The following is a 26,001-nucleotide window of genomic DNA, read 5'->3' as shown; positions in this document are numbered from 1 at the left end:
TGGGCCAGGTGGCGGCGGCCGCGGGGGTCAGACGGACTGGGCCAGGTGGCGGCGGCCGCGGGGTCAGAGGGACTGGGCCAGGTGGCGGCCGGCGGCTCGGCCGCTGAAGAGGCAGCCGCCGAGGAAGGTGCCTTCCAGGGCGTTGTAGCCGTGGACTCCGCCGCCGCCGAAGCCGGCTACCTCGCCTGCGGCGTAGAGGCCGGGGATGGGGGTGCCGTCCGAAGTCAGGGCGCGGGAGTCCAAGTCCGTTTGGATTCCGCCCAGGGTTTTGCGGGTCAGGATGTGCAGCTTGACGCCGATCAGCGGGCCGGCCGCCGGGTCCAGCAGGCGGTGCGGGGCGGCGGTGCGGCCGATGCGGTCGCCCAGGTAGCGGCGGGAGTTGTGGATGCCCTGGATCTGCGCGTCCTTGGCGTAGGGGTGGCCGATCTGGCGGTCCCGGTGCTCGATCTGGGTGCGCAGGTGGGCGGCGTCCAGCAGGGGCTCGTCGGTCAGCTTGTTCATGCCGACCACCAGGTCGTCCAGCGTGGAGGCGACCACGAAGTCGGCGCCCTTGCGCTTGAAGGCCTCCACGGGAGCGGGGGCGCCCTTGCCGAGGATGCGCTCCTTCAGGAACGCGCGCTTGTCGCCGGCCGTGATGTCGGGGTTCTGCTCCGAGCCGGAGAGCGCGAACTCCTTCTCGATGATCTTCTGGGTGAGGATGAACCAGGAGTGGTCGTGCCGGGCGATGTCGGGGGTCGTCCGCAGGTGACGCAGCGTGCTCATCGTGTCGTAACCGGGGTAGCACGGCGCCGGCAGCCGCCGTCCCAGCGCGTCGAACCACATCGACGACGGCGCGGGCAGGATCCGGATGCCGTGGGCGGGCCAGATCGGGTTCCAGTTCTGGATGCCCTCGGTGTAGTGCCACATGCGGTCGCGGTTGACCAGGCGGGCGCCGGCGTCGGCCGAGATCTCGAGCATGCGGCCGTCCACGTACTCGGGAACGCCGGTGATCATGTGCTTCGGTGCCGTGCCTAGACTTTCGGGCCAGTACTTTCGTACCAAATCGTGGTTGCCGCCGATGCCGCCGGAAGCCACGACGACTGCCTGCGCGGTCAAGGTGAAATCGCCGGCTGTCTCGCGACTGGACGGCTCGCCGCGGGCGCCGTCCGAAGGGGCCAGAACCTTCCCGCGTACGCCGGTGACTGCGCCGTTCTCGACCAGGAGCTCGTCGACCCGGTGCCGATGACGGAACGTGACGAGCCCTCGGGCCGCCGCCTCCTGGATCGACCGGACGAAAGGCGCGACCACCCCGGTGCCCGTCCCCCAGGTGACGTGGAACCGCGGAACCGTGTTGCCGTGCCCGTCGGCCCGCAGACTGCCCCGTTCGGCCCATCCCACGGTCGGCAGCCACGACATGCCCAGCGACGACAGCCAGGCCCGCTTCTCCCCGGCCGCGAATTCGACGTACGCGCGAGCCCACCGCACTCCCCAGGAGTCCTGGTCGTCCAGGCGGTCGAAGCCGGCGCTGCCCTGCCAGTCGCTCCAGGCCAGGTCGAACGAGTCGGCCACCCGCATGCGCCGCTGCTCGGGAGTGCCGACCAGGAACAGCCCACCGAAGGACCAGTACGCCTGGCCGCCGAGGTTGGCCTCGTTCTCCTGGTCGACCAGGATCACCTGCTTGCCGGCCGAGGTGAGCTCGTGCGCGGCGGCCAGACCGGCCAGGCCGGCCCCGACGACGATGACGTCTGCGTCCATGGCCCGGCAATGTACCGGAAATCCTGAGGAAGTTTCAGCTTCCGGTCGGCAACACGGCGTCCAGCCCGGCGAAGGCGTCCCGCACATGCTCGATCAGGGCGGTGTCGGCCGGGTCGGTCACCCAGCGCGTGAACGCGACCTTGAACGCCGCCACACCGACCTCGGCGGCCAGCGCGGCCGGCAGGTCGTCGACGCCGCGCTCGCGCAGGACCGACGCCAGGGCGGCGGCGACGCGGTCGAGCTTGGCCAGCTCACGCTCCTGCAGGGCCGGGTTGGCGTCGATCACCCGCTGCCGCTGCCGCGAGTACTCGACGGGCGGAAAGTAGTCGGCCGCCGCCGCCTCGAACGCCGCCGCCACCGCCGCGACAGCCGACGAGCCGGCGAAAGGAGCGGTGGCGCCGACGGACAGCGAGGATGCGGCGACCGAGTCGATCAGCAGTTCTTGCAGGCGTTCGGAGCCGGCGAACAGCACCTCGCGCTTGTCGGTGAAGTGGCGGAAGAAGGTGCGCTCGGTCAGGCCGGCCCGTTCGGCGATCTCGGCCACCGTCGTCTGGTCGAAGCCGTGCTCGGCGTACAAGTCCATCGCCGCCTGTCTCAGGCGTGACTTGGCGTTCGGTTCCCAGCGGCCCACGAGGCCCAGCATAGGCGACGACAGTTCCTGACATCACACCCCGCGAAGTGATGACAGCGCCTGACATCCCGGTCTACGCTCATGACAGCGACTGACATCCTCGTCAAGGAGAAAGCAATGCGCGTATTCGTCACCGGCGCCTCGGGCTGGATCGGCTCCGCCGTCGTCCCCGAGCTGCTGAAGCACGGCCACGAGGTCACCGGCCTGGCCCGCTCCGACGCCTCGGCCGAGCGCGTCGCCGCGGCCGGCGCCGACGTCCTGCGGGGCGACCTCGACACCCTCGACGTCCTGCGCGAGGGCGCGAAGAACAGCGACGCCGTCATCCACCTGGCCTTCGTGCACGACTTCGGCAACTTCGCCGACTCGCTGCGCAAGGACCGAGCCGCCATCGACGCGATCGGCGACACCCTGGCCGGCACCGGTCGCCCGTTCGCGATCGCCTCGGGCACGCTCGGCCTGATCCCGGGCCGGGTCGCCACCGAGCGCGACATCCCCGACCCGGCCACCGCCCACCCGCGCCAGCAGAACGCGGCCGCGCTTCTCGCTCTGGCCAGCCGCGACGTGAAGCCCATCGCCGTGCGCCTGGCTCCCACCGTGCACGGCGACGGCGACGGCGGTTTCGTGCCCGAGCTGATCCGGGTCGCCCGCGAGCGCGGCGTGGCCGGCTACATCGGCGACGGCTCGAACCGCTGGACGGCCGTGCACCGCGACGACGCGGCCACCCTGTTCCGCCTGGCCGTCGAGCAGGCCACGGCCGAGCCGGCGATCGTGCACGCCGTGGCCGACGAGGCGGTCACCGGCCGCGAGATCGCCGAGGCGATCGGGCGCGGGCTCGGCGTGCCCACGGCCGAAGCGAAGCCCGAGGACCTGGGCTGGATCGGCCCCATGTTCGCCGCCGACAGCCCGGCCTCGAACGCGCTGACCCGCGAACGCCTCGGCTGGACGCCCACCGGCCCGTCGCTGCTCGACGATCTCGCCGCCGGCCACTACTTCAAGTAAGAGCCGCCGGCTCAAGCAGAAGCCGCCGGCTCAGGAAAGGGCTGCTGTTCAAGCAGAAGCCGGCGGCCACTACTTCAAGTAAGCCCTGAACGAAATCCTTAAGAGACACTTAAGTCGGTCGATATCGCCTTGACCGGGATCTCCCGGGGTGGGAACTGTTAACTACCTTTTCGGTTCCTCCACCCCAGGAGATCCCCATGCGCAAACGCGTACTCCTGGCCGCGTTCACGGCATTAGCCGCAGCGACCGCCACCTTCGGCGTTCGCCTCGTGACAGCCGACGCAGCCACCACGGCCACCGCCGCCGCAACCACCGCGGCCCAGGTGAAGGCACCCGCCGCCTTCACCCACCCCGGCGTCCTGGTCAGCCGGGCCCAGCTCGACTTCGTCAAGGGCAAGCTCGCCGAGAAGGCGCAGCCCTGGACGGCCGCCTACAACCAGATGGCGGCCAGCCGGTACGCCTCCCTCTCGCGCACGCCCGCCCCCAGGGCCACCGTCGAGTGCGGCTCCTACTCCAACCCGAACAACGGGTGCACCGACGAGCGCGAGGACGCGATCGCCGCGTACACGGACGCTCTGATCTGGTACTACACGGGCAACACGGCCTATGCCCAGAAGTCGATCGCGCTGATGGACGCGTGGTCGGCCACCATCAAGTCGCACACCAACAGCAACGCCCCGTTGCAGACCGGCTGGGCCGGTTCGGTGTGGCCGCGCGCCGCCGAGATCATCAAGCACGCGTACGGCACCTGGCCCAACCAGGCCCGCTTCGCCACCATGCTGCGCAATGTGTACCTGCCAGTGGTCATCGCCGGCAGCAGCAGCAACGGCAACTGGGAGCTGTCGATGATGGAGGCGGCCGTCGGCATCGCCGTCCACCTCGACGACAAGGCCAGCTACGACCGGGCCATCGCGCGCTTCCAGGCCCGTACGGCGGCTTATGTCTACATCGCGGCCGACGGCAGCCAGCCCAAGTACCCGCCGGTCGGCAGCGTCGACACCCGGGCCGAGCTGATCAGCTACTGGCAGGGCCAGAGCACCTTCGTCGACGGCCTCTCGCAGGAGACGTGCCGCGACTTCGTGCACACCGGCTACGGGCTCAGCGCGATCAGCCACGTCGCCGAGACCACCCGGATCCAGGGCCAGGACCTGTGGCCCACGGTCTCCGAGCGGATGCGGCACGCGCTCGGTTTCCACACCAAGTTCGAGAACGGTACGGCCGTCCCGAGCACCATCTGCGGCGGATCAGTGGTCAAGGGGCTCGGCCCGGTGACCGAGGTGGCCTACAACGCGCTGGCCAACCGGCTCGGCATCGCCATGAGCAACAGCCGCACCTACACCGAATCGCGTCGCCCCCAGGGCACGAACAATCTGTTCGTGGCCTGGGAAACGCTCACCCACGCCAACAACCCCGCGTAAGGATCAGCGATGAGAAGAAGGATCTTGGCGGGCGCGGTCCTCAGCGCGACCGTCATCGGGCTGGGCGTCGTCGGCGTCACGCAGGCGCTGGCCGCAACGACCGGCACAGTCGTCAGTGCCGCCAACGGCAAGTGCCTCGACGTGACCAACGGCAGCACCGCCAACGGCAACCAGCCGCAGATGTGGACCTGCTCCCCCGGCCCCAACCAGACCTGGACGCTGGGCGACGACGGCTCGGTGCGCGGCCTCGGCAAGTGCCTGGACGTGGCCAACGGCGCCACCACCGACGGCGCGGTCGTGCACCTGTGGGACTGCTACAGCGGGCTGACCAGCCAGCAGTGGACGCTGAACGCGGCCCGTGACCTGGTCAACGTCAAGGCCGGCAAGTGCCTCGACATCACGAACAACAACCTGGCCGACGGCGCGAAGCTGCAGCTGTGGACGTGCGGCGGCGGCGCCAACCAGAAGTGGACCGTCAACGGCAGCAGCACCCCGCCCCCGACCACCGTGCCGCCCAACCCGAACAACCCCGACCTGGGCCCGAACGTCAGCGTCTTCGACCCGTCGATGTCGGCTTCGACCATCCAGAACCGGCTCAACACCGTGTTCAACCAGCAGGTCGAGAACCAGTTCGGCACCCAGCGGTACGCGCTGCTGTTCAAGCCGGGCAGCTACAACAACGACGTCAACGTCGGCTTCTTCACCCAGGTCGCCGGGCTCGGCCTGAACCCGGACCAGGTGACCATCAACGGGCACGTGCACGCCGAGGCCGACTGGTGGCACGACGGCTCGCAGAACGCCACCCAGAACTTCTGGCGGTCGGCCGAAGGTCTCAGCGTGACCCCGCCGGACGGCCTGGACCGATGGGCGGTGTCGCAGGCCGCGCCGTACCGCCGGATGCACGTACGCGGGAACCTGGCTCTTTCCGACGGGGGCTGGTCGTCCGGCGGGTTCATCGCCGACTCCAAGATCGACGGGCAGATCCAGTCCGGCAGCCAGCAGCAGTTCCTCACCCGCAATTCGCAGATGGGCAGCTGGAACGGCTCGAACTGGAACCAGGTCTTCGTCGGCTCGCCCGGCGCCCCGGCTCAGAGCTTCCCGAACCCGCCGTTCACCACGATCGGATCGTCCCCGACGATTGCCGAGAAGCCCTACCTGTACGTGGATTCGGCCGGCGCCTACCAGGTGTTCGTGCCGGCCCTGCGCAGCAACGCCAGCGGCACCACCTGGGCCAACGGCAACCCGGCGGGGTCGTCCCTGCCGATCACCACGTTCTACATCGTCAAGCCCGGTGACACCGCCACGACGATCAACGCCGCCCTCGCGTCCGGCAAGAACCTGCTGGTCACGCCGGGCGTCTACAACCTCAATCAGACGCTCAACGTCACCCGGGCCAACACGGTGATCCTGGGACTGGGCCTCGCTACTTTCGTGCCGGTCGGCGGCGTGAACGCCATGCAGATCGCCGACGTGGACGGCGTCCGCCTGGCCGGGGTGCTCTTCGACGCCGGCACGACCAACTCGAACACGCTGCTGCAGGTGGGCCCAGCGGGGTCGGCGGCGAGCCACGCGGCCAACCCGACCGTGCTGAGCGACGTCTTCGTGCGGGTCGGCGGCTCGATCGCCGGCAAGGCCACGGTCAGCGTCGAGGTGAACAGCGACAACGTGATCGGCGACCACGCCTGGATCTGGCGGGCCGACCACGGCAACGGCGGCACGGTCGGCTGGACCATCAACACCGGCCGCAACGGGCTGATCGTCAACGGCGACAACGTGACGTTCTACGGCCTCTTCGTCGAGCACTACCAGCAGTACCAGACCATCTGGAACGGCAACGGCGGGCGGACGTACTTCTATCAGAACGAGATGCCGTACGACCCGCCCAACCAGGCGGCGTGGATGAACGGCTCGACCCGGGGCTGGGCCGCCTACAAGGTGGCCGACTCGGTGACCACGCACGAGGCGTGGGGGCTGGGCAGCTACTGCTACTTCAACGTCAACCCGTCGGTGGTGGCCGCGCGGGCGTTCGAGGTGCCGGTCAAGTCGGGCGTCCGGTTCCGCGACATGGTGACGGTCTCGCTCGGCGGCACCGGCACGATCACCAACGTCATCAACACGACCGGCCAGACGGTGAACAGCGGCCACCAGGTCACGAGCATCACCAGCGGCCCGTAAGAGCCGTCCGAAGGAAGCGGCAAGTAACCCGGTAAACCCGCTCCGCGACCCGGCACCGTCGATGACCATGAAGTCATGCGTCCCCTGTTACGCGTGGAATCGACGGTGCCGGCCGCCGGCCTGGTGACCTTCCTGCTGGTCTTCGGGCTGCTCGGCGGTCCCTCCGACCCGGCGCCGGCCGCGCGCTGGGTCGGGCTGGGCGTCCTTCTCGCGCCCGCGATCATGGTGTACGCCCATCGGGGCGCGGCGGCCTGGGCCGGCGTCCTGGGCGCGGTGCTCTGGACGCCCCTCGCCACCGGCTTTCCCACCGTGCTGCTCGCCTGGCTCTACGCGGCGGCGGCCATTCTGGTCGCCCGCCTCGACGCTCCCCCGGCCCCGCTACCCGTTCCGCACCGGCGGCCGCCACCTCCGTACGCCCTGCCCCACGTGGCCGCCCCGGCCGAGGTGGGCGGCTTCGCGCTGCTGGTCGCCTCGGCGGCCGGCGTGATCTGGGTGGCGGTCGACGACGCCGCGGTGCCCTGGCTGGCCGCCACGATCGCCGCCTTCGGACTGGGTTGCGCGCTGCTGACCCGGGCCGTCCGGGCCCAGGCCGCGCTGCGCCGCCTGTTCACCGTGCCGCAGCCCGTGCACTCGGTCCGCGCGGTCGAGCAGGAGGGGTATGTGCACGTGCTGATTCCGGTGGACGACGGGCGTACGGCGCTGGAATTCGCCTTCGACGTGGCCGAGCCGGAGCCCTGGCACGACGAGGACGACATCCACACCGAGGCGGCCGTGCTCTACGGCGATCCCCGGCCGGGCTCGTGGTGCGCGCTCGAGGTCGGCGACCGGTTGCACGTGCCGGTGGGCCCGGTCGGGACGGTCGTCGAGGTGCCGTACGACGTGGTCGAGGGCCTGCCCCGCGAGATCGAGGACGACGAGGAGCAGCTGGTCGACCCGGAGGCGCTGCGCCCGGCCGACCGCGACGCCGACGCCTTCCAGCCCCGCGAGCACCGGATCTCGCCCCGCCGCGCGTGGACGGCCACGATCGCCATCGGGCTCGGCGCGGCGCTGGCGGTGGCCGAGGTGAGCCGGTTCGCCGGGCTGCCCCGGACGGCCCTGATCGTCGCGTCCGCGCTGGCCGCCGCGGCCGGTTTCGAGTACGCCTGGCGCTCCCAGCTGCGGCCGCGGCTGCGCTGGCACGTGGGCGGGGTGGCGTCGGTCGGCTTCCGCGAGCGCACCCGCCAGCCCTGGGCCACCGACAGCGCGATCGTGCACGACGACGAGGGAACGGTGGTGCTGACCGCGGGCGAGGCCGTGCTCAACGTGCCTGTTCCGGCGCCCTGGCCCTCCCGCTCGCACCAGCGCACGGCCGACCAGCTGGTGGCCGCCCTGCGCGACACCCGCATCCGCGCCCTCGAGATCAGCCCGCTGCCGCCCCCGCCCTGGATCGACGCCCCACGCCGCCCGGCCGCGCTGTTCCTGCTGTGGGCGGCCACTGTCACAGCCACGACACTGATCGTCAGGTAGCTGAAACACGACGCGCGTAACGTACGAACGTGGACCTGAACACCGTCGCCGAAGTGATCAGCCCAGCTCGGGTGGGTCAGTGGCGGCCGGGCGACGCCTGGCTCGGCGGCGGCACGGCCCTGTTCGGGGAGCCCCGACCGCATGTGACGAGGTTGCTCGACCTGACCACCGCCGGCTGGCCCGCGCTCACGCTGCGCGAGGACGGTCTCGAGGTCGCCGCCACCTGCACGATCGCCGAGGTGGCGGCCAGCGGGTACGACATCGCCGAGAAGTGCTGCCACGCGTTCCTGGCCTCCTTCAAGATCTGGAACGTGGCGACCGTGGGCGGCAACCTGTGCGCCGCGCTGCCGGCCGGGCCGATGATCGCGCTGGGGGCCGCGCTCGACGGCACTGTGCTGCTGCAAGGGCCCGACGGCGAGCGCACCGTCAAAGTGGCCGATTTCGTGATCGGTGAGGGCACCACCGTGCTGGGTGAGGGCGAGTTGCTGCGCTCCCTGCATCTGCCGGCCGAAAACCTCCGCTCTCGAACGGCGTACCGGCAAGGGTCTTTGTTCGCCCACGGCCGCTCGGGGGTGCTGGTCGTCGGGCGGGTGGCCGGCGACGGGCTCGTGATCACCGTGACCGCGGCGACCAAACGCCCGCACGTGCTGACCTTCCCCGAGGCTCCGAGCGCCGAGTTGCTGCAGGTGGCGCTGGCCGAGCGGATCGCCGACGAGGACTACGTCGACGACGTGCACGGCCTGCCGGTCTGGCGGCGGCACCTGACCCGGCTCTACGCCGAGCAGATCCGGGCGGAGCTGGCCGCATGAAAATCAACGGCAGCGAGCACGACCGCGCACCCCGTCCGGGCCAGTGCCTTCGTACGTATCTGCGCGAGCAGGGCTGCTTCGGGGTCAAGAAGGGTTGCGACACCGGCGATTGCGGCGCCTGCACCGTGCACGTCGACGGCGTCCCGGTGCACTCCTGCGTCTACCCCGCTTTCCGCGCCGCCGCGAAGAGCGTCACCACCATCGAGGGTCTGGCCGGCGACGACCTGCACCCGGTGCAGCAATCCTTCCTCGACGCGCAGGGTTTCCAGTGCGGCTTCTGTACGGCCGGACTGATCATGACGACGGCGGCCCTCACCGACGACCAGCGCTCCGACCTGCCACGCGCCCTCAAGGGCAATCTCTGCCGCTGCACGGGTTATCGCGCGGTCGCCGACGCCCTGGCCGGCCGGGTCAACGTGACCGAGCCCGCCCCCGGAGCCGCCGTCGGTTCCAGCCTGGGCGCCCCGGCCGGCCCCGACATCGTCACCGGTCAGGCCCGCTACACGTTCGACCTCGACGTGCCGGGCGTGCTGCACCTCAAGGTGCTGCGCTCGCCGCACCCGCACGCGCGCATCCTGGCCGTGCGCACCGAGGCCGCCTTGGCCGTGCCCGGCGTCGAACTGGTGCTGACCCACGCCGACGCCCCGGCCAAGCGGTTCTCGACCGCCCGGCACGAGCACGCCACCGAAGATCCGGCCGACACTCGAGTGCTCGACGACGTGGTCCGCTTCGCCGGGCAGCGGGTGGCCGCGGTGGTCGCCACCAGCGAGGCGGCCGCCGAGGAGGGCTGCCGCGCGCTCGCCGTCGAGTACGAGGTGCTGCCGGCCGTCCTCTCCCCCGGCGACGCGATGGCCGAGGACGCGCCCCGGCTGCACGCCGACACGCCAGGCAACGTCGTCGCCGAACGGCACGCTGAACTGGGCGATGTCGAGGCCGGGTTCGCCGAGGCCGACGAGGTGTACGAGCAGACGTTCCGGACGCCGCGGGTGCAGCACGCGAGCCTCGAGACGCACGGCGCGGTGGGCTGGCTCGACGACGACGGGCGGCTCGTGATCCGTACGAGCACGCAGACGCCCTTCCTGACCCGGCGCGCCCTGGCCGTGCTCTACGACCTGCCCGAAGAGAAGGTGCGCGTGATCGCCGGCCGGGTCGGTGGCGGGTTCGGCGGAAAGCAAGAGATGCTGGTCGAGGATCTGGTGGCGCTGGCCGTGCTGCGGCTCGGGCGGCCGGTCAAGCACGAGTACACGCGGGCCGAGCAGTTCACGTCGGCCACCACGCGGCACCCGTTCACCGTGACGGTCAAGGTGGGGGCGCGGGCCGACGGCACGCTCACGGCGCTGGCCCTGCGCGTCGTGTCGGACACCGGCGCGTACGGGAATCACGGTCCGGCCGTCATGTATCACGCCTGCCACGAGTCGGTGGCCGTCTATCGCTGCGCCAACATGCGCACCGACGCGTGGTGCGTCTACACGAACACCGTGCCCTCGGGCGCCTTCCGCGGCTACGGCCTGGGGCAGGTGTCGTTCGCGGTCGAGTCGGCGCTCGACGAACTGGCCCGCCGGCTGGGGGCCGACCCGATCGATTTCCGCTTGCGCAATGTCGTACGGCCGGGGGACGACCTGACCGCGCCGGGTGACCACGTCGACGACCTCACTATCGCGTCGTACGGCCTCGACCAGTGCCTCGACCACATGCGTACGGCCGCGGACTCGCCCGCCGAGGAGGCGCCCGAGGGCTGGCGGGTGGGCGACGGCATGGCGATCACGATGATCGCGGCCGGACCGCCGGGCGGGCACTACGCGGACGCCACGGCCACCCTGCGGCCCGACGGGCGTTTCGAGATCGCGGTCGGCACGGCCGAGTTCGGCAACGGCAGCACGACCGTGCACGCCCAGATCGCGGCCGACGCCCTGGGCACCACACCCGACCGCATCACCGTGCGCCAGTCCGACACCGACGTGGTGCGGCACGACACCGGCGCCTTCGCCTCGACCGGCGTGGTGGTGGCCGGCCGGGCCGTGCTGGACGCCGCCCGCGGCCTGCACGAGCTGCTGGTCTCGTCGGCGCGCGGGGCCGCCCTGACCGAGACGGTGCTCAAAGAGCTGGCGGCCGGGGCTCGGCAACCGCTGAGCGCCGAGGGGCACTGGGCCGGCAGCCCGCGCTCGGTCGCGTTCAACGCGCAGTGGTTCCGGGTGGCGGTCGACCCCGATACCGGCGAGCTGCGCATTTTGCGCAGCGCGCACAGCGCCGACGCCGGCACGGTGATGAACCCGCTGCAGTGCCGGGGTCAGATCGAGGGCGGGGTGGCCCAGGCGCTCGGCGCGACGCTGGCCGAACACGTCGACATCGGATCGGACGGGCAGGTCACGACGACCGGCCTGCGGCAGTACCACCTGCCCACGTACGCCGACGTGCCGCGCACCGAGGTGCTGTTCGCCGACACCGACGACGCGATCGGGCCGCTCGGGGCCAAGTCGATGAGCGAGAGCCCGTTCAACCCGGTGGCCCCGGCCCTGGCCAACGCGGTGCGCGACGCAACCGGCGTGCGCCTGACCGAGCTGCCGTTCACCCGCGACCGGATCTGGACGGCTCTGCGAGACGGTTCAGGATCAGCGGCAGCGTCATCGTGAAGGTGCTGCCCCGGCCCAGCTCCGAGGTCGCGGTGATGGTGCCGCCGTGGTCGCTGACGATGGTGCGCACGATGGCCAGGCCCAGCCCGTTGCCCTGCACGGCCTGATCCATCGCGTTGGCCGCCCGGTGGAACGGCGTGAACAGCCCGGGCACGTCGTCGGCGGGGATGCCGATGCCGGTGTCGCTGACGGTGACGACGGCCCGCTCACCCACGCAGTCGAGGCGGCAGTCCAGGTGCCCGCCGGGCGCGGTGAACTTGACGGCGTTGTCGAGCAGGTTGCGGACCGCCCGTTCGAGCTGGACGGCGTCGCCGCGCACCCAGGCCGGCTCGGTCGTCAGCGCGCATTCCAGGCCCTTGGCCCGCGCGGCCACGCCCAGCGTGGCGTGCACCTCGCGGACCAGCCGGGCCAGGTCGACCGGCACCTGGGCCCCGATGCGCTCCACGGACCGGTCGAGCAGCAGCAGGTCGGCCACGGTGGCCTCGAGCCGGTGGGCGTTGCGCAGGATCGCCCCGACGCCCCGGGCCTGGGCCGGCGACAGGCCCCGGCGGTGCTCGTCGTCCTCGCTGAGCATCTCGCTGTAGCCGAGGATGCTGGTCAGCGGCGTGCGCAGCTCGTGGGTGACGGTGGCGACGAAGACGTCCTTCTGCTCGTCCAGCACCCGCAGCTCGTTGATCAGGCGGGTCTGGCGCAACCGCAGCCGCTCCTGGTGGGCCGCGTGGTCGATCTCGCGGGCCAGCCCGATGAGCAGCCGCCGCTCCTCCTCCGACCACTCCGGACGGTCCGGGCGGACCACGCAGATCAGGCCGGGCGGGCAGCCGGCGTCGCCGCTGAGCGGGACGGCGATCGCGCCCGGCAGCCCGGCCGGGCGCAGCGAGCCGCCGGGCGCGCACGACCGCGCCTGCTCGACGATCGACTCGTCGAGCGGGCCGGCGCCGGGCGGCCAGTTCGCCCCGAGCGGGACACCGGCCTGGATGGTGATCCGGCTGTGCACGCTCGCCGCGCCGAGGGTCGTGCCGATCATCCCGGCGATCCGCTCCGCCGTCGCGGCCGGATCCTCGGACTCCTGCAGCTCGTGGGTGACCGCCTGGCGCAGCTCGATGCGGGCCACCCGGGCCTGCTCGGCGCTGAGCAGCCGCCCGGTCTCGGCGGCCAGCTCGTTGAGGGCGCCGGCCACCGCGCGCAGCTCGCCCGGGCCGGACGGCACGACGCGGGCCGCCAGGTCGCCGTCGGCCAGCCGGCGCAGGGTCTGCCGGATGTGCTCGAGCGGGACGAGCAGGTGCCGCTGGTGCAGCATGGCCAGGCCCAGACCGGCCAGCACGACGAGGGTGGCCAGGCCCGCGAAGAACAGGGCGGCCAGCTGCGAGCTGTCGCGCGCGTCGGCGCCGGCGCCCTCCTCGTAGCTCTCGACCGCGGCGAAGACGTCGGCGTTGGCCGTACGAAGGTGGTCGAAGAGGTCTTTGCCGCGCAGCGCCCGGGCCGGGTCGGCGTCGGCCACCCCGGCGTTGACGATCGGGATGGCGTAGCCGTAGAGCCAGTCCTCGGCGGCCAGCCGCTCGATCCGCTGCAGCCGGGCCGTCTCGTCGTCGAGCGGCTGGGCGTCGAGCCGTTGCAGGGCGCTGAACGCGCCGGCCCGGCCGCTGAGGTAAGGCTCCAGGAAACCGGTGTCGCCGGTGATCTGGAAGCCGCGGATGCCGGTCTCGGCGTCGGTCATGTACTGCAGCACGGCCCGGTTGGTGTCGCGGGCGACGTCGATGCGCTGGGTGACCCGCTCGTGCCGGACGCGCTGGCGTTCGGTCACGGTGAAGTGGGCGACGATCAGGGTGAGGAAGAGCAGGAGGAGCACGACGAAGCCGCCCGCCACGCGGTACTTGAGCTTCGTTATCTTGATCATGACGCCGTGATCGGCAGGGTGAAGACGACGGTGGCGCCCCCGCCCGGTGTCTCCACGGCCAGGATCCGGCCGCCGTGCCGGTCGACGATCCGCTCGCACGTCGACAGGCCCACCCCGTACCCCTTGCCGGCGGACGGGTCGACTTGGGCGAACATCTCGAAGACGCGCTCGCGCTGGGCCTTGGGGATGCCGACCCCGTTGTCGGCCACGGTCACCCGCCACTGGCCGCCGTCGCGGCTGGCGCCGACCTCGACGTGGCACGGGCGGTCGGTCCGGCGGTACTTGAGCGCGTTGCCCAGCAGGTTCTGCAGCAGCTGGCGGATCAGGGTGGGATCGGCCTCGATAACCGGCAGATCCGGCTGCACGACCACGGTGGCGCCGTCCAGGTGGCCGCGCAGGTCGTTGAGCGCCTGGTCGACCAGGTCGCCGAGCCGGGCGGGCTCGGCGCGCAGCGGCGCGTGACCGGCCCGGGCGTAGCTGAGCAGAGAGGTGATCAGGCGGTGCATGCGGCCCACGGCGCGCACGGCCGAGCCGATCCAGCGCTCCGACTGCTCGTCCGAGCCCCGGATGTTCTCCTCGAGCAGCTCCAGATAGCCGTTGACCACGGTCAGCGGGGCCGCCAGGTCGTGGCTGACCACGCCGGCGAACTGCTCCAGCTCGTGGTTCGAGCGGCGCAGCTCGGCGATGGTGGCGGCCCGCTCGGCGTGGGCGCGGCCGAGGTCGGCGTGCGCGCGTTCGAGCTCGTCGTGCTGCTCGCGCACCTCGGTCGCCAGCTCGGCGTTGACCCGGCTCTGCCGGCGGCACTCGAACAGGCCCAGCAGCACCTGGGCCAGGTCACGCAGGCGGTCGATCTGCTCGTCGCTGAGCTCGTGCCGTTTCTCGTCGAAGACGCACAGCGACCCCAGCGCGTAGCCCTGCGGGGTGACCAGGGGCGCCGAGAAATAGAACCGTACGTGGCCCAGCAACCCGGTCACCCAGGGGTTGAAGGTGTAGGCCAGGTCGAGGCTGGCGTCGGGCAGATAGGTGACCTGGCCCGTCTCGAAACGCACGGCGCACATCGAATCGGTGCGGGCCGAGTCGGCGCCCTCGAAACCGGTGGTGGTCAGCTGGCACTGCCGGTTCTCGTCGATCAGGTTGAGCGTCCCGAAGGGCACTCCGGCCACGAGAGCGGCCACCCGCACCACGGCTTCCAGCTCGTCCCCGGCCGGCGTGTCGAGCAGCTCGTACTCGTGCAGGGCGGCCAGGCGTCGCTGCTCGTGGGCGGCGGTCACAGGGTTCAGTTCGGCAGCTATCCGGCGTTCACTGAGTTTTAGTGGCCGCACGCCCGGGCGGTGATCGACAGCGCTTTTCAGTCGCCGTAGGCCCGGACGGTGCTCGGGGGCGGGAAGCCGTCGTACCGCTCATCGCCGACCGCCGCACGCAGGGTTCGCGCGACGGCCGTGACCACGCGCGACTCGACGCCGCTGCCGACCCGGTCGGAGGGGTCGGCCGGGTCGTTGGCGATGCCGGCCGCGGCCATGGTGGGGGTGAAGCCGACGAACGTCTCGGTGCGGTTGTCCTCGGTGCTGCCCGTCTTGCCGGCCACCGCCCGGTCGCCGAACAGCCCGGCCACCTGCTCCGCCGTGCCTCCGTCGCATTTCCCGTACGCGCTCTGCTGGCCGACCGGGCAGCGGGCCGCATCGGCGGCGGCGCGCGCGACCTCCGGGTCGAGCACCTGCTTGCAGCTCTTGCCGACGGCGGCCCCGTTCACCGTCTCGACCGGAAGCGGCGCGCAGTACGTGCCGTCGGCCGCCACCGTCGCGTAGGCCGAGGCCAGCTCGAGCGGGGTGGTGTCGATGACGCCGAGCGTGAACGAGCCCCACGAGTCCGGGCTCTCGGCCAGCTTCGCGTCGGACGGTGAGCTGAAGCTGATGCCGAGCCGCTTGGCCATCGCCACCACGGCGGCCGGGCCGACCTGCTCCTCCAGGTGCACGAAGTACGTGTTGACCGAGCGGCCGAACGCGTCCCACATGGTGCGGTAGCCGTCCATCCAGGCCGGGTTGTCGTTGCCCGGGCAGTACTTGCCGTCGCAGTTGCCCGGCCCGTCGTCGGACCACTCGGTGACCAGCTTCGCCGGCGAGTCGTAGCCGGAGTTCAGCGGCATCCCGGCCTCGAGCGCGGCCAGCATCGTGAACATCTTGAAGGTCGAGCCGGACGGGTAGCCGTTGATCCCGCTCCCCCCGCTGATCAGCGGGTTCACCGTGTTGCTGCCCGACTTGCCGGTGCCGTACGTGCGGTTGACGGCAAGCGCGAGCACCTGGCCCGTGCCGGGCTGGACCACGGCGATCGGCAGGGTCTTCTTGTTGTCGAGCCCGTACACCTTGCGCGACTGCTTGGCCGCGACCTTCTGCACGTCCGGGTCGAGCGTCGTCACGATGTTGTAGCCGCCGCGCCGCAAAGCGTTCTCGCGCTCGGCCTTGGTCGCGCCGAACTGGGCCTGACCGTCCCACCAGCGCTCGAAGTAGTCGCAGAAGAAGCCCCAGCCGTCGGCCTGCCCGGTGGCGCCGACGCAGCCGTTGGGCTGGGTCGCGCCCGAGTACGTGAGCTTCTCGGCGGCGGCCTTGTCGTGCTGGGCTTGAGTGATCGTGCCCGCCTTGAGCATGGCGTCGAGCACGTAGCCCTGGCGCACCTTGGCCTGGGCCTTGTCGCCGCTGATCGGGTTGTCCGCGTCGGGCGACTGCACCACCCCGGCGATCAGGGCCGCCTGGGCCAGGTCGAGCCGGGCCGGGGTGACGCCGAAGATCCGGCGGGCGGCCGCCTCGATGCCGTACGCGCCGTCGCCGAAGTACACGATGTTCAGGTAGTTGCGCAAAATCTGCTGCTTGGTCAGGCGGTTCTCGAGCTCGACCGCGTACTCGATCTCGCGCAGCTTGCGGCCGGCCGTGTCCTGCGTGGCCTGGGCCCGCTCGGCTGGCGTCAGGCTCGGGTCCTCCTTCAGGACGTTGCGGACCAGCTGCATGGTGAGCGTCGAGGCGCCCTGCTCGGCACTTCCGCTGCGCGCGTCGGAGACCACAGCCCGCGCCACGCCCTTGAGGTCGACGCCGCCGTGCTCGTAGAAGCGGGTGTCCTCGGCGGCCACGATCGCCTTCTGCATGACCGGGGCGATCTGGGTCAGCGCGACGTCCTGCCGATCCTCGTCGTAGAACGTGGTGATCAGCGTCTTCCCGTCGTTCGCGTACACGCGGGTGAGCTGCGCGCTCGACGGGTTCAGTAGTTGGGCGGGAAGCTCGGCGCGCTGCCGCCGGCTCCACTGGGCGCCGGTGCGCAGAACCGCGCCGACCGGGATCGCGGACAGCCCGATCAAGGCTCCGACCAGCACCAACAAGCCGCCGAGGCGGGCCACTCTGACAACCATCACCCAGTCGTTAACACCGTTTTCTGAAAGCGAGCTGGGTTTCGTTATCCGACCGTGACTCTGTACGCGTGGTGACCATCACACCGCTTCGACGCGCAGTATTCGGCGTCGATGTAACTCTTCGTGACCACCGCGCGCTCGCCATGGTTACCCGTCGGTAGCTCCCGCTCTTGAACGGAGGAGGCGGCAGGAGCAATATTTCCCGCACGTCAACGGGGCATCGACAGATTTCGCTGCAGTTCGAGGAGGACCCGTGCAGGACGATCCGGCCTACGGGCGCACCAACTGGCGTCGTTTCGCCGTGGCGGTGGGTGTGCCCGCCGTGGTCGCCGGCGGTCTCGTCATCGCGCTGGCCAACGGCGCCCTGGCCGCCAGCTTCTCGGTGTCCGGCACCCAGTTCAAGCTGTCGGCCGACCGGCTCGTCGGTGAGGGCTTCACCCAGTACAGCAAGAAGCTGCCGACCGAGACGGTGCAGTCGTCGACCGGGCAGAAGTACGTGGTCGCCGCCATGTCCGGCATCAAGTCGGCCGACATCTACAAACTGTGCCAGTCGGTCACGGCCGGGCCGGTCGTGCTGCGGATCGAGGCCGGCCGCAACCCCGACAAGCCGGCCGAGGCCGAGGACCTGCTGATCGGCATGTCGGAACTGAGCGGCGACGCCACATTCCAGAACATCGACATCGGGCAGGACGCCTCGACGCTGGACGCCGACGGGCAGAAGGAGCACGGTGAGGTCACCGGGTTCGGCCAGCAGGCCACCGACGTGACGATCGTGGGTCTCAAGCAGAAGGCGTACATGACCTCGGCTTCGACCTTCAAGCTGACCGGGATGAGCCTCGAGCTCCACCTGAACGACCGCAGCCAAGAGTGCTACCAGGGCTGATGACTGCGTTCCGGGCCTGGCGCCGCCGACGGCCCTTCTGGGGCGGCCTCCTCCTCGTGCTGGCAGCGCTCGAGCTGCTGTACACGGCCAACATGAACCTGGGCCGGCTGGAGGTCCACCTCGGGCCGCAGGGCTTCCTGTCGTACCTGCTGCCATTGCTGCTGTTGCTGTGCGGGGTGCTCTGCTGGGTCACGCCGGCGCAGCGGATGTTCTACGGGATCATCGGGGTGCTGACCGCCCTGTACACGTTCGTCGGGCTCAACCTGGGCGGGTTCTTCGCCGGGATGCTGCTCGGCATCGTGGGCGGCGCGCTCGTGATCGCCTGGGGCCCGCCGCGGGCCAAGCCGACTGCGCCTACCGAGACCGAGCCTTCCGACGAGGGGCCCACGCACGTCCCCTCCCCCGCCGACGCCGAAACGGCTGTGGTGCAGGACGTGCACGACACGACCATCGCCTCGCCGCGCGACCACATCCGCCGCCCGATGCAGGACGGCGACACCGCCTTCCTTCCCGGCCTGAACGATCCGCCACCTCCGTCCCACCGGCGCGGGCCGCGGGCGCTGGGCGTCATTCTGTTGCTGGTGGCCGTGACCGGTGGCCTGCTGGTGGCCGGACGCGACCTGCCGGCCAGCGCGGCGGACTGTCCCAAGGGGCTACCGTCACGCTCCTCGGTGACCCGTTCGGCGCCGGCTCCGGCCGGGACGCCCTCCTCGCCGGATACCCCCGCCGGCAAGGAGCGGCGGCCGGCCCGGAAGTCGTCCGCGCCGACGCCGGCGCCCACACCCACCGCGTCCGCCACGCCCGGGAAGACAGGAAACCCGGTGCTGGACGGGATCGGGGACTTCTTCGACGGCATCGGCAATCTGCTCGGCATCGGCGGCGGCTCGTCGCCGGCGCCGAGCACGTCGCCGACGTCGTCGCTGTCGCCTTCGCCGTCAGCTTCCGCGCCCACTGTCGTCCCCACACCGACCAGGTCGGCCACGCCCTCCTCACCGTCGTTCGCCAGCACGGCGCCCGTCCCCGAGGTTCCGTGCCTGGGGCCTCGGGTGCTCGGCCTCGCGGCGAACGCGATCGGCGTACCCCGAATCGCCGTGAAACCCGGCGTGATGAAGGTCGGCTCGCTGACGATGTACAACTCGACGTACGACGGCGTGGTCGACATGCCGACGGCCAAGGGCACCCTCCCGGCCCTGAAGTTCAGCATGGACAAGGCCGTGAACAAGCCGTTCACGCTGACCATGGACGAACCCGGCCGGGCCGAGACAGTGATCAAGAGCAAGGAGCTGGTCACCGACGGGAACGTGCGTTTCTACACGCCGAACTTCAAGGGCAAGCTGTTCGGCGTGATCCCGGTGACGTTCACGCCCGAGCAGCCGCCGCCGCTGACCCTGCCGGTGCTGTGGTTCACCGACGTGACGATCCAGCTGGCGTACGTCCATTGCGACACCCTGACGGCCGATCCGCTCGACATCCGGGAACGTGTCGCGTCAGCCTCGTGACGCCCGCCGAGCCTTCCAGCCCGCGACCACCTCGTCGGCGTCGCGGGGCTTCAGGATGACGGGCGGCCCGTCCATCAGCCCGACGTTGGCCTTCCCGATCCGCTCGTTGAGGCCGGCCACGTACTCACGAACCTCACGCTCGCCGGTCAGCCGATCGACCTTGTCGTCCAGATCTTCCGTCTCGCGCCGCAGGGACAGCGTGGGCGGGATGACGCCGGCGGTCGCGCCCTCACGCTCCAGCCAGTCCTTCACCCACCAGTCGTCCTCGTACTCCCCGCCGTGCCCGCGGAGCGGTTTGCCCTTGCCGGGCAGGTTGTCGAACTCGCCGCGCTCGGCCGCCTCGCGGAGCTGCCGATCGATCGACGACTCGTACCAGTGCGCCATGAACCCATCGTATTTCGTCGTACCCCTGGCGTAACTTGTCAGACGTCCCGCCCCACCTTCCCGGAGGTCGTCCGCCGTGTGCCGCAACATCCACCAGCTGCACAACTTCGAGCCGCCCGCCACCCACGACGAGGTCCACGCCGCGGCCCTGCAGTACGTGCGCAAGGTCGCCGGCAGCACCCGCCCGTCGCAGGCCAACCAGGCCGCGTTCGACCAGGCCGTGGCGGCCGTCGCCGCCGCCACCGAGGCCCTGCTGGCCGAACTGGTGACCACCGCCCCGCCCAAGAACCGCGAGGTCGAGGCGGCCAAGGCCCGCGCCCGGGCCGAGAAACGCTACGCCAGCTGAGCCCACTGCATCGAGAGGCCGCTCACCTCGCGCTCGGTGCGGATCTCCATCCTGGTGCCGAGAATCGTGGCCCGGTCGGCGACCAGGGCCCGGTCGTCCAGGCCGTAGGTGATCCGTTCGGAGAGAAAAGCCGGAGTGCCCGCGGGCTGGCGCAGCAGGGTGGCGGTGGCCTGGTCGAGCACGCCGGGCCGCACAGCCTCACTCGCCCGGTGGACGGCGATGCCGTGATCGGCCAGAGCGGCGTACAGAGAGACGTCGCTCAGGTCGGCCTGGGCCAGTTCGCGGCCGCGGATCCACGAGACCTGGTGCACGACAGGGTGGCCGGCCAGCAGGCGCAGGCGTTCCAGGCGTACGGCGTGGGCCGTGTCGCCGAGGTGCGCCGCCGCCCAGGCCGGGGGCTGGGCCACCGTCTGGGCGAGGATCTGGGTCGTGACCAGATGCCCTTGGGCGCGCAGGTCCTCGGCGAAGCCGCGCAGCGAGTCGAGGCGATAGGCAGCCCGCGGCTCGGCCACGAACGTCCCACGGCCTGGTTGCTGTGAAAGCAGCCCTTCGTCCTCCAGCTGCTGCAACGCCTGCCGCAGCGTGGCCAGCGTGACGCCGTAGCGGGCGCTCAGCTCTTTCTGCGGGGGCAGCGCCGACCCCGGCACCAGCTCCCCGCCCCGGATCTTGCTGCCCAGGTCATCGGCGATGACCCGATACTTCGGCGTACGCGGTGCGGTCAGCGGAGGCCTCCTAGTCCAGGGCATCGAGGGCGCCACGCAACGCCGCCACCTCAGCCCCGAGGTCACGCGGCGTGGCCCCGTCCAGCACCCTACGCATCAACGCCGACCCCACCACAACACCGTCCCCGGCGCGCCCCGCCGCAGCCACCTGCTCCACCCCCGAGATCCCGAACCCCACCAACACCGGCACCCGTTCCGTACGGTCCTCGCCCGCAGCCTCGCGAGACGCAACCCCTCCCGCATCCAGCATCGAGTCGCGGCCAGTCAGATCCCGAGCGGCCGGGTCGCTGCCGCCCCTCCGATCGCCGGGTCGAAGCGCTCGGCCATCGACCTCGGTGAGCACCGCTCCTGGCGCAGCGCCCGCCCCGATCCCGCCGGCGCGCGCCGGGCGGATCTGTGCGGCCTTGACGCGGGCGGCGACGACAGCGGCGGACGAGGCCAGGGAGTCGCGTTCGCCGGTGGTGCCCATGCGGCTGACCGCGTAGATGTAGCCGCGGCTGCGGGCGACGATTTCGGCGAGCCGGTCGTCGGGAGTCACCGGCGCTACCAGCAGGGTCAGCTCGATCCCCACCGCGGCGGCGGCCGCTTCGACCTCGTCCGCCTCCTCGACCGGCAGGTCGGGCACGATCAGGCCGCGGACGCCCGCCTCGGCCAGCTGCCGGCAGAGCGCGGCCGGCCCCGGGCGAAACACCAGGTTCGAGTACGTGAAGGCGATCAGCGGGACGCGCACCCGATCCCGCACCTCGTGCAGCTCCCGCAGAATCGACGCGACGGTGACCCCGCGAGCGAGAGCCCGATCCGAGCTCTGCTGAACAGTCACCCCGTCCAGCATGGGATCCGAGAACGGCAGCCCGACCTCGATCGCGTCCGCCCCCGCCTCCTGCATCGCGAACAGGTACTCGACCCAGTCCGCCGTGACACCCGCGGTCACATAGGTCACCAGCAGCTTCCGCCCCGGCCCGACATCGCCGCGACCCATCACTCGCTCGCGCGGCCCCGACGTCCCCAGGCGGCCGGCCGGATTGCCGTCGCCCGCCGGGTCCGCGCCGTCCGGCCGTCCGGCCGGATCGCTTCCACCGCGCGAATCCGGTGCCGTCGGTTCGCCTGGAGGGCTCCCGTCCCCACGTGAGTTCGGCACCGCGGGATCAGCGGGGGAAGCGGCGCCCGCGTCTGATGAGCAGCCCGGGTGGTCGCGTTCCGACCGCCGCGTGCCGTTGATGCCGTGCAGCTCAGCCACCGCGGGCCCTCCGTGGGAGCTACCCACCGCGCTACCGGAGCACGTCTGGGCCGGCGAAGCTGGGCCGAGGGCCGCCGCTCCGGGATCGCCGTCGGGCGGGGATGTGCGAGCGGTTGACGTAGTGCCGTCAGTCGAGGCGGCACGGCGGTTGGCGGGGTGCGCGGGACCGAGAAGGCTGCGGCCGGCCGCGTGGGTGGTCATGCGACCGCTCCCACAGTGGCCATGTCCTTGTTGCCGGAGAGGGCCGGCGCGATCCGGGTGGCATCCAGGTGGGCGTCGCGGGTGGGAACCCGGGGCCCGGGAACGAACCGGCCGCCGTAATCGCCAAAGCGACCGGCGGCCGGCTCATCAAACAGGGTGGACATGCGCCGCCTCCAAAGTTCTAGAACTCCCTTCGGCAGTGTTGCATAAGACCAGAGGGAGTTCTAGAACTATTGGGCGGCTTACTTCTTGGCGGCGGCCTCGTACAGCGACTCCGGGGCGACGGCGCCGGCGAAGACCCGGCCGTCGTCGGTCACCAGGACGCTGAACAGCGAACCGGAGAACAGGCGGCCCTTGCCCCACGTGCCGCTGGCTTCCGGCAGCATGTTCAGCAGGCCCTCGGCCTCCTTCGAGTCGGCGCCCGCGGTGGCCGGCAGCTTGGCGGTCAGGATCGACGCCCAGCCCTCCCCGATCACCTTCGGCGCGGCCTCGGCCCGCTTGTCGGCGGCGGCCGGCGGCAGCGCCTTCCCGTGCTCCTTGGCCGCCTTCTCGGCGTCCTTCTCGAGCTGAGCCGGGTTCGACTCGTTCACCTTCGCGCCCGGCGGCGGGTTGAAGGCGAACTGCTGGGCGTCCGGCTTCTCGAAACTGATCTGCGTGAACGCCACCCGGATGGCCGGGCTGGTGGCGTTCTTGGCGTACACGTCGACCCGCAGCGGGATGTGCTTCTCGGCGTCGACGGCCAGGCGCACCTGCCCGATCAGCGACTGCGTCGCCTTCGGGCTCAGCACCAGCTCGTACGCGTCGCGGTCGGCCACCTTGGCCGCGCCCGTCGTGGTGACCTTGGTGCTGTCGTCGATCGCGGCCAGGGCCGCGGCCGCCGCGTCCTGCGGGGTCGACGGCACACCGGTCGGCAGCGACTGCGGCTTCTTGCCCGCCTCGGCCGGCAGCTTCAGGTGCGTGGCCGTGTTGCCCTCGCTCTGCCAGAGCCACACGTCCGACCCGTTGCGGATGACGTCGTTCTCGCCCGTGGTGCCCATGAGGGCGACCCGGGCCTTGTCCTCACCGGCGTACCAGACCCGCGCGGTGTTGCTGCCGGCGACCAGGCTCATCAGCCCGGCGTCGGCCGAGGCGCCCTCGGTGATCCCCTGGATCTTGGGCAGACCGAGGTCGGCACTCTGCACGATGGTGCCGGACAGCCCGTCGACCTTGGCGTTCTGCAGGTCGACCAGCAGTTGAGCAGCGCTGCGCTCGGGCAGCGAGGGGTCGGCGCTCGCCACGATCGTCCCCGCCGCGGCGCCACCCCCGATGACGACCACCGCCGCAGCGGACGGCACGAGCCAGCGCAGCGCCGGCCTTGACCTGAACACGGACACGATGTCCACCTCCCGTTGATCTGCCACAAGAGTGCGTCAACGCCGCTGTGACCGGGCTGAGAGCCGCCCCTAGGGGTTGCCCCTCGCATGCCAAGGTAGTGGGGTGCGGTTGCTGGTGGTGGAGGACGAAGCGCGGCTTGCCGCCGCGCTGCAGCGTGGGCTGCAGGCCGAGGGTTTCGCGGTCGACGTGTCGGGCGACGGGCAGGACGGGCTCGAGATGGCCCGCCACGGCGGCTACGACGCCATGATTCTCGACGTGATGCTGCCCCGGCTGAGCGGCTATCGGGTGGTGCGGCAGTTGCGGGCCGAGCAGAACTGGGTGCCCGTGCTGATGCTGTCGGCCAAGGACGGCGAGTACGACCAGGCGGACGGCCTGGACTGCGGAGCCGACGACTATCTGACCAAACCTTTCTCGTACGTCGTCCTTCTCGCCCGGCTGCGTGCGCTGCTGCGTCGTGGGGTGCACGAACGGCCCACGGTGCTGCGCCACGGCGACGTCGAACTCGACCCGGCCGAGCGGCGCGTGACGGTGGCCGGCGAGGAGGTCAGCCTCACCGCCCGCGAGTTCGCCCTGCTCGAATACCTGCTGCGGCGCCCGGGCGAGGTCGTGAGCAAGATCGAACTGCTCGACCACGTGTGGGACGCGGCCGACGAGACCGCCCCCAACGCCGTCGAGGTGTATGTCGGCTACGTGCGCCGCAAGATCGGCCGGGAGCGCCTGGAGACGGTCCGCGGCGCGGGCTACCGGCTGGCCGCGATCTAGATGAGGCGCCCCAGCGAGATCAGTTTGCGGGGCCGGCTCGTCCTGTTCTCGGTGCTGGCCCTCACCGCCGGGCTCGCCTTGGGCGGCGTGCTGCTGGTCGGCGTACTCAATTTCGCCCTGCTCCGCGCCGTGAACACCGAGGCGCTGGAGACGGCGCGCGGCGTCGCCAAGCTGGTCGACCAGAAGTCGCTGAGCGAGCGCATCGAGGTCAACCCGGCCATGCAGGTGCAGGTCATCGACTCGAGCGGCCGGATCCTGGCGCTCTCCCCGGGGGCCGACCGGCTGACCCCCATGCTGTACGTGGAGGAGCTGCGCAATCTGGCCGATGGGCAGGTGCGCGACATCCCGGGCAGCCGGATCGGGATGTCCGGGGGCGAGGCCCGGGTGGTGATGGTGACGGCCGGCCCGCCCACCGATCCGGTGCGGGTGCTGGTCGCGCGGTCCACCAATGACCTGAGCCAGGGCGTGCACATCCTGCGGCTGGCCCTGCTGGTGACGTTCCCGCTGCTGATCGCGCTGCTGGCGCTCGTGTTGTGGCGGGTGCTGGGCGCGGTGCTGCATCCGGTGGACGCGCTCCGGGCCGGGGCGGAAGAAATTACCGGGGGTACGCGCGAGGGGCGGCTGCCTGTGCCGGAGTCCCGCGATGAAATACACCGGCTGGCGGTCACCCTGAACGGCATGCTGCACCGGCTCGAGTCGGCCCGGGTGCGCCAGCGCGCGTTCGTGGCCGACGCGGCCCATGAGCTCCGCAGTCCGTTGACCAATATGCGTACGGAACTGGAAGTGGCCCAGCGACTGCCGGACACCGACTGGCCGGCACTGTCGCACGACCTGCTCACCGACGTCGACCGGCTCAGCCGCCTGGTCGACGACCTGCTGCTGCTGGCCCGCGCGGACGACGGCGGCGGCCGGGCCGTGGCGGCGCCGTTCCGCTCGGTCGACCTGGGCGCGCTGGTCGGCGACGTGGCCGACCGGTACCCCACGGTCACGTACGTGCGTCCGGCGGCGCCGATGGAGGTGACCGGCGAGCCCGACGCGCTGGGCCGGGTCGTCGCGAACCTGCTCGACAACGCCGTACGGCACGCGAAGTCGCAGGTCAATGTGCAGGTGACGGCGAACGGGACGCACCGGCTGATCACCGTGACCGACGACGGCCCCGGCATCCCGGCCGCCGACCGCGAGCGCGTGTTCGACCGCTTCACCCGGCTCGACGACGCGCGGGCCCGGGACGCGGGCGGCTCCGGGCTGGGGCTGGCCATCGTGCGGGAGCTGACCCGGCGGCACGGAGGCACGGTGTCGCTGGCCGACGCCGCGCCGGGTCTGCGGGTCGACGTACGGCTGCCCGCACTTCGGTGAAAACACCGGGAACTAATTCGCGGCGGGGAGCGACCAACGGAGAATGC

Annotated in this window: 21 protein-coding genes; 11 read left to right on the top strand and 10 right to left on the bottom strand. The window is 71.3% G+C overall.

Annotated elements, in window-relative coordinates:
- Positions 1 to 63 precede the first annotated feature (63 nt).
- Positions 64 to 1,734, bottom strand: coding sequence for an FAD-binding dehydrogenase (locus OWR29_RS11175; protein ID WP_267562579.1), 1,671 nt, complete (start codon positions 1,732 to 1,734; stop codon positions 64 to 66).
- 34 nt (positions 1,735 to 1,768) lie between these two features.
- Positions 1,769 to 2,317, bottom strand: coding sequence for a TetR family transcriptional regulator (locus tag OWR29_RS11170; protein ID WP_267562578.1), 549 nt, complete (start codon positions 2,315 to 2,317; stop codon positions 1,769 to 1,771).
- 165 nt (positions 2,318 to 2,482) lie between these two features.
- Between OWR29_RS11170 and OWR29_RS11165 the strand changes: the two genes are divergently transcribed.
- The 6 genes from OWR29_RS11165 (at position 2,483) to OWR29_RS11140 (ending at position 11,902) form a co-directional block, all read left to right on the top strand.
- Positions 2,483 to 3,364: an SDR family oxidoreductase gene (locus tag OWR29_RS11165; protein ID WP_267562576.1), complete on the top strand. Its 882-nt coding sequence runs from the start codon at positions 2,483 to 2,485 to the stop codon at positions 3,362 to 3,364.
- Positions 3,365 to 3,561: 197 nt separating this feature from the next.
- On the top strand, positions 3,562 to 4,782 hold the full coding sequence (locus OWR29_RS11160) for an alginate lyase family protein (RefSeq protein WP_267562574.1): 1,221 nt from the start codon (positions 3,562 to 3,564) through the stop codon (positions 4,780 to 4,782).
- A gap of 9 nt (positions 4,783 to 4,791) precedes the next feature.
- The gene (locus OWR29_RS11155; protein ID WP_267562572.1) at positions 4,792 to 6,957 is read left to right on the top strand and encodes an RICIN domain-containing protein; all 2,166 of its coding nucleotides are present in this window, start codon (positions 4,792 to 4,794) and stop codon (positions 6,955 to 6,957) included.
- Between the two features lie 75 nt (positions 6,958 to 7,032).
- Positions 7,033 to 8,463 carry a hypothetical protein gene (locus OWR29_RS11150; RefSeq protein ID WP_267562571.1) on the top strand — a complete coding sequence of 477 codons (1,431 nt, stop codon included), beginning with the start codon at positions 7,033 to 7,035 and terminating at the stop codon, positions 8,461 to 8,463.
- 29 nt (positions 8,464 to 8,492) lie between these two features.
- Entirely contained in the window at positions 8,493 to 9,272 is a 780-nt protein-coding gene (locus OWR29_RS11145; protein ID WP_267562569.1) for an FAD binding domain-containing protein, read from the top strand.
- A complete protein-coding gene (locus tag OWR29_RS11140; protein ID WP_267562568.1) occupies positions 9,269 to 11,902 on the top strand; it encodes a molybdopterin-dependent oxidoreductase in 2,634 nt (877 codons plus the stop codon). The genes OWR29_RS11145 and OWR29_RS11140 overlap by 4 nt, the downstream gene beginning before the upstream one ends.
- Here the strand turns inward: OWR29_RS11140 and OWR29_RS11135 are convergent.
- The 3 genes from OWR29_RS11135 to OWR29_RS11125 all read right to left on the bottom strand — a co-directional run bounded on the left by OWR29_RS11135 (position 11,838) and on the right by OWR29_RS11125 (position 17,190).
- Positions 11,838 to 13,796, bottom strand: a complete 1,959-nt coding sequence (locus tag OWR29_RS11135) for an ATP-binding protein (protein WP_267562567.1) — start codon at positions 13,794 to 13,796, stop codon at positions 11,838 to 11,840. The genes OWR29_RS11140 and OWR29_RS11135 overlap by 65 nt on opposite strands.
- Positions 13,793 to 15,067, bottom strand: coding sequence for a sensor histidine kinase (locus tag OWR29_RS11130; RefSeq protein ID WP_267562566.1), 1,275 nt, complete (start codon positions 15,065 to 15,067; stop codon positions 13,793 to 13,795). The genes OWR29_RS11135 and OWR29_RS11130 overlap by 4 nt, the downstream gene beginning before the upstream one ends.
- A 77-nt stretch (positions 15,068 to 15,144) precedes the next feature.
- Complete coding sequence (locus OWR29_RS11125; protein WP_267562565.1) at positions 15,145 to 17,190, bottom strand: transglycosylase domain-containing protein; 2,046 nt, start codon at positions 17,188 to 17,190, stop codon at positions 15,145 to 15,147.
- A 253-nt stretch (positions 17,191 to 17,443) separates the two neighbouring features.
- Between OWR29_RS11125 and OWR29_RS11120 the strand changes: the two genes are divergently transcribed.
- Together OWR29_RS11120 and OWR29_RS11115 are read left to right on the top strand one after the other, a co-directional pair.
- Positions 17,444 to 18,073 carry a DUF6230 family protein gene (locus tag OWR29_RS11120; RefSeq protein ID WP_267562564.1) on the top strand — a complete coding sequence of 210 codons (630 nt, stop codon included), beginning with the start codon at positions 17,444 to 17,446 and terminating at the stop codon, positions 18,071 to 18,073.
- Positions 18,073 to 19,572 carry a DUF6114 domain-containing protein gene (locus OWR29_RS11115; protein ID WP_267562563.1) on the top strand — a complete coding sequence of 500 codons (1,500 nt, stop codon included), beginning with the start codon at positions 18,073 to 18,075 and terminating at the stop codon, positions 19,570 to 19,572. The genes OWR29_RS11120 and OWR29_RS11115 overlap by 1 nt, the downstream gene beginning before the upstream one ends.
- On the opposite strand, the gene OWR29_RS11110 is transcribed toward OWR29_RS11115, so the two are convergent.
- Positions 19,561 to 19,956: a DnaJ family domain-containing protein gene (locus tag OWR29_RS11110; RefSeq protein ID WP_267562562.1), complete on the bottom strand. Its 396-nt coding sequence runs from the start codon at positions 19,954 to 19,956 to the stop codon at positions 19,561 to 19,563. The two genes, OWR29_RS11115 and OWR29_RS11110, sit on opposite strands and share 12 nt — an antisense overlap.
- A gap of 76 nt (positions 19,957 to 20,032) precedes the next feature.
- On the opposite strand from OWR29_RS11110, the gene OWR29_RS11105 reads away from it, so the two are divergent.
- The gene (locus OWR29_RS11105) at positions 20,033 to 20,302 is read left to right on the top strand and encodes a DUF2277 domain-containing protein (RefSeq protein ID WP_267562561.1); all 270 of its coding nucleotides are present in this window, start codon (positions 20,033 to 20,035) and stop codon (positions 20,300 to 20,302) included.
- Here the strand turns inward: OWR29_RS11105 and OWR29_RS11100 are convergent.
- From OWR29_RS11100 to OWR29_RS11085, 4 genes are all read right to left on the bottom strand, one after another.
- Positions 20,290 to 21,060 carry a GntR family transcriptional regulator gene (locus OWR29_RS11100; RefSeq protein ID WP_324291233.1) on the bottom strand — a complete coding sequence of 257 codons (771 nt, stop codon included), beginning with the start codon at positions 21,058 to 21,060 and terminating at the stop codon, positions 20,290 to 20,292. The two genes, OWR29_RS11105 and OWR29_RS11100, sit on opposite strands and share 13 nt — an antisense overlap.
- On the bottom strand, positions 21,035 to 22,003 hold the full coding sequence (gene trpA / locus OWR29_RS11095) for a tryptophan synthase subunit alpha (protein WP_267562560.1): 969 nt from the start codon (positions 22,001 to 22,003) through the stop codon (positions 21,035 to 21,037). The genes OWR29_RS11100 and trpA overlap by 26 nt, the downstream gene beginning before the upstream one ends.
- Positions 22,004 to 22,458: 455 nt before the next feature.
- Positions 22,459 to 22,626 (bottom strand): hypothetical protein, encoded by a 168-nt coding sequence (locus OWR29_RS11090; RefSeq protein WP_267562559.1) that lies wholly within the window; start codon positions 22,624 to 22,626, stop codon positions 22,459 to 22,461.
- 78 nt (positions 22,627 to 22,704) lie between these two features.
- Positions 22,705 to 23,835: a LolA family protein gene (locus OWR29_RS11085; RefSeq protein WP_267562558.1), complete on the bottom strand. Its 1,131-nt coding sequence runs from the start codon at positions 23,833 to 23,835 to the stop codon at positions 22,705 to 22,707.
- 103 nt (positions 23,836 to 23,938) lie between these two features.
- On the opposite strand from OWR29_RS11085, the gene OWR29_RS11080 reads away from it, so the two are divergent.
- Both OWR29_RS11080 and OWR29_RS11075 read left to right on the top strand, forming a co-directional pair.
- Positions 23,939 to 24,598: a response regulator transcription factor gene (locus tag OWR29_RS11080; protein ID WP_267562557.1), complete on the top strand. Its 660-nt coding sequence runs from the start codon at positions 23,939 to 23,941 to the stop codon at positions 24,596 to 24,598.
- Complete coding sequence (locus OWR29_RS11075) at positions 24,599 to 25,954, top strand: sensor histidine kinase (protein ID WP_267562553.1); 1,356 nt, start codon at positions 24,599 to 24,601, stop codon at positions 25,952 to 25,954.
- Positions 25,955 to 26,001 lie beyond the last annotated feature (47 nt).

The sequence above is a fragment of the Paractinoplanes pyxinae genome (assembly GCF_026626335.1).
GTDB lineage: Bacteria > Actinomycetota > Actinomycetes > Mycobacteriales > Micromonosporaceae > Actinoplanes > Actinoplanes pyxinae.
This window is presented reverse-complemented; position numbering and strand designations above follow the sequence as displayed.

Bases quoted from the DNA above. Each gene is read 5' to 3' on its own strand.
- OWR29_RS11175 (WP_267562579.1), bottom strand. From the start codon at position 1,734: ATGGACGCAGACGTCATCGTCGTCGGGGCCGGCCTGGCCGGTCTGGCC.
- OWR29_RS11170 (WP_267562578.1), bottom strand. From the start codon at position 2,317: ATGGACTTGTACGCCGAGCACGGCTTCGACCAGACGACGGTGGCCGAG.
- OWR29_RS11165 (WP_267562576.1), top strand. From the start codon at position 2,483: ATGCGCGTATTCGTCACCGGCGCCTCGGGCTGGATCGGCTCCGCCGTC.
- OWR29_RS11160 (WP_267562574.1), top strand. From the start codon at position 3,562: ATGCGCAAACGCGTACTCCTGGCCGCGTTCACGGCATTAGCCGCAGCG.
- OWR29_RS11155 (WP_267562572.1), top strand. From the start codon at position 4,792: ATGAGAAGAAGGATCTTGGCGGGCGCGGTCCTCAGCGCGACCGTCATC.
- OWR29_RS11150 (WP_267562571.1), top strand. From the start codon at position 7,033: ATGCGTCCCCTGTTACGCGTGGAATCGACGGTGCCGGCCGCCGGCCTG.
- OWR29_RS11140 (WP_267562568.1), top strand. From the start codon at position 9,269: ATGAAAATCAACGGCAGCGAGCACGACCGCGCACCCCGTCCGGGCCAG.
- OWR29_RS11135 (WP_267562567.1), bottom strand. From the start codon at position 13,796: ATGATCAAGATAACGAAGCTCAAGTACCGCGTGGCGGGCGGCTTCGTC.
- OWR29_RS11125 (WP_267562565.1), bottom strand. From the start codon at position 17,190: ATGGTTGTCAGAGTGGCCCGCCTCGGCGGCTTGTTGGTGCTGGTCGGA.
- OWR29_RS11115 (WP_267562563.1), top strand. From the start codon at position 18,073: ATGACTGCGTTCCGGGCCTGGCGCCGCCGACGGCCCTTCTGGGGCGGC.
- OWR29_RS11110 (WP_267562562.1), bottom strand. From the start codon at position 19,956: ATGGCGCACTGGTACGAGTCGTCGATCGATCGGCAGCTCCGCGAGGCG.
- trpA (WP_267562560.1), bottom strand. From the start codon at position 22,003: ATGGGTCGCGGCGATGTCGGGCCGGGGCGGAAGCTGCTGGTGACCTAT.
- OWR29_RS11090 (WP_267562559.1), bottom strand. From the start codon at position 22,626: ATGTCCACCCTGTTTGATGAGCCGGCCGCCGGTCGCTTTGGCGATTAC.
- OWR29_RS11075 (WP_267562553.1), top strand. From the start codon at position 24,599: ATGAGGCGCCCCAGCGAGATCAGTTTGCGGGGCCGGCTCGTCCTGTTC.